Below are 2814 nucleotides of genomic sequence, written 5' to 3'. Positions count from 1 at the left end.
TCGGTGAGTTCCTGCGGGGTGCCGAGGTGGTCGAGTTGGTAGTAGAACGGGCAGGCTTTTTTCGGGCCTTTGCCGTCGAGCAGGGCCAGTGGGCGGAAGGTGCCGGGTTCGTAGACGTAGCTGCGGTGGTGCGTCGGGCTGCTTTCGGCGACGAGGTGGTCGCCTTGCCAGAAGAACTCGGTGCAGACCCCATCAACGGTTTTGCGGATGCGCCGGCCGAAGGCGTCGTACTGGTAGGACGCGGTGCTGCCGTCGGGGCGGGTCAGGCCGATCAGGCGGTGCTGGCAGTCGTAGCGGTATTCGGTGACGAGTTGCTGGTCACGGCCGCGACGTTCGCGGATCAGGTTGCCGAAGGCGTCGTAGTCGTAGTGGCGGTCGCCCTGCATCAGCAGGCGGTTGCCGTGAATTTTCGTCGGACCGGGACGGTCCTGCATCAGCAGGTTGCCGGCCGGGTCGTGGGCGAAGGATTCCGGCAGATCGTCGCGCGAGTGACGCACACGAATCAGCCGGTCGAGGGCGTCATAGGCGTAGGTGCGCTGGCCGTGGCGGGTGTCGGCAATGTGCTCCAGATTGCCGTTGGCGCTGTAGGCATAATCGCGGCGATACAGCGCCTGGTGCTGATGGCCTACCGCGTGGGCGAGTAAACGGCCCTGATCGTCGTAGGCATAATCGCTGCGCAGCAGGCCTTGCTGGCGTTGTTGTTCACGACCGGACTGATAAACGTGACTGGTCAGCCGTGCGCCGTTGAGGTCGATGGCGGTCAGCGCCCCGCCCTTGGCGTAGTGGAAGTCGAGCTTGCTGTTGTCCGGCAGACGCTGGCGTTTGAGCTGACCGCAGGCGTCATACACATAACGCAACGTGCCCCAGCCCTGATGCTCGGTGATCAGCCGGTCCTGCAGGTCATATTCGAAGGCCAGCGGATGTTTCTGCCCGTCGTCGACGCCCACCAGACGCCCGAGACGGTCGTAGCGGTAAGCCACCTGAACCCCGTCGGGCAGGGTTTTCAGCAGCAGGCGCCCGGCGGCATCGCGCTCGTAAGCGGTGATCAGCGTCGAGCCGTCATCGCCAAATTCGCTCTTCTCCAGCAGGTGGCCGTTACGGTCGTAGGCGTAGGCGGTGCGCCGGCCGTCGAAGCCGGTTTCCTGTCGGATCAGTCCGGTGGGCGTGTAGTCCAGGCGGTACTTTTCCCCGGACTCGTTCTCGATTTCTGTCAGCAGCAGTTGCGCATGGTCGTAGCGGTACTGCACCCGCGTGCCGTCAGGATTGATCTTGCGCGAGACCAGATGCAGGTCGTCGTCATATTCGTAACGGGTGACGCGCCCCAGTTCGTCGCGCTCGGCAGTGACCTGGCCGTAGGCGCCGTAGCTGTAGGCGCGGGTGGCGCCGTCAGGCAACGTCGTCTGGAGCAGGCGACCCACGGCGTCCCAGTGCTGGCGGGTGATCGCGCCGTGTTCGTCCTGGGTTGTCGTCCGCCGCCCCAGCGCATCGTAGGAAAAGCGCCGCACACCGCCGTCGGGCAGGGTTTCTTCGGTCAGTTGGCCGAGGTCGTTCCACACCCACTGATGCCGGCTGCTGTCCGGATAACGGATCGACAGCAACTGCCCACGGGTGTTGTAGTAGTAATAGGTGACCAGCCCGTCGGGATCGACCGCTTCGGTGACATCCCCCTCGGCGTTGCGCCGAAACGTCCACACCGCCTCACCGCGAGAACGGCTGTGCAGGAAACCGTTGCGATACTCGTAGGACGTCGGCTCATCTTCTGGCGGAAGCAGCGCCACCAAGCGTCCGACTTCGTCGTAGCGGTACTCGGTAACCGCCCCCAGTGGATCCTGCTCGGCGATCAACCGCCCGGCAGCGTCGTAGGCCTTGAGGTGCTCGCCGCCATCGGCCTCGACCTTGCGCACCAGTCGCGCCCGATCGTCGTGGAAGTAGGTTTCTTCCGTGCCATCGACGTAGTGCACGGCGACGCTGCCGTCGTCGGCCCAGACGTAACGCGTGTCCATCTGCGAGAACGAGGCCCAGTGGCGGACGCAACGCGCGGCCTTGCCGGAGCGCTCCCATTCCCAGAAGAAACTCGCGCCACCGGTCAGTTGCCGCTGCAGGATGACGTGCTGGTCGTCGTAGTCGTAACGCTCGCTGTCCCCGGCGGCATTGGTTGCTTCCAGCAGGCGCTGGCAGGCGTCGTAGCGGTAGCTGACGAGGGTTTGTTCGGTGTGCCAGCCTTCGCCAGCCAACACCTGGTAATCGACAGCGATCAGCTGCGCCCGGTCATAGCGCAACCCCAGCGACCGACCGGCGCCATTGTCCAAACGAACAATGCGCTCCTGATGATCGCGAACAACCCGCAGTCGATTGCCATACGCATCGCTGATCGCCGTCAGCCGTCCGGCGCGAAAGTGATAAAACCGCGCCGCATCCCCGGCCAGCGCGAGAATCAGCTCCTCCGGCTCATCGCCGAGAAAAATCGCGGCCCGCGACAGGCTGTTGTGAATCGCCGGGCGTTCAACACTGGGCAACGGAAAGCGCGTGCGGCGATTCTCGTGATCGACCCAGACCACCGCATCGCCTTCGAACGCCAGCCGATGCGCCAGCGAATGACTCCAGCCAAACCCCAGCCCGACATCGAGCTCAACCGCGCTGGTGCGGTACAGCCGGGTGAAGGTGAACGGCAACACCCCGTCGAGCGTGCCATCGCTGAGGGTCAGCAGTTCTTCGCCGGTGACCATCGACACCGGGCAGCCGTTGGTGCAGGTCAGTGGCGCGCAATCGGCGCTGGCGCCGTTGGGGTTTTTCGCTTGATCGGGGGAGTCGTCG

At 64.6% G+C, this 2814-nt stretch carries 1 protein-coding gene; it reads right to left on the bottom strand.

All coding sequences use genetic code 11. From position 1 onward, the window contains the following. A partial coding sequence (locus HBN98_RS27730) for a DUF6531 domain-containing protein (protein WP_169844090.1) occupies nucleotides 1-2814 on the bottom strand: 2814 nt, incomplete at both ends.

This window comes from Pseudomonas koreensis (assembly GCF_012986595.1).
Lineage (GTDB): Bacteria > Pseudomonadota > Gammaproteobacteria > Pseudomonadales > Pseudomonadaceae > Aquipseudomonas > Aquipseudomonas koreensis.
Note: the sequence above shows the minus strand (reverse complement) of the source record. Positions and strands in the feature narration are given on the sequence as shown.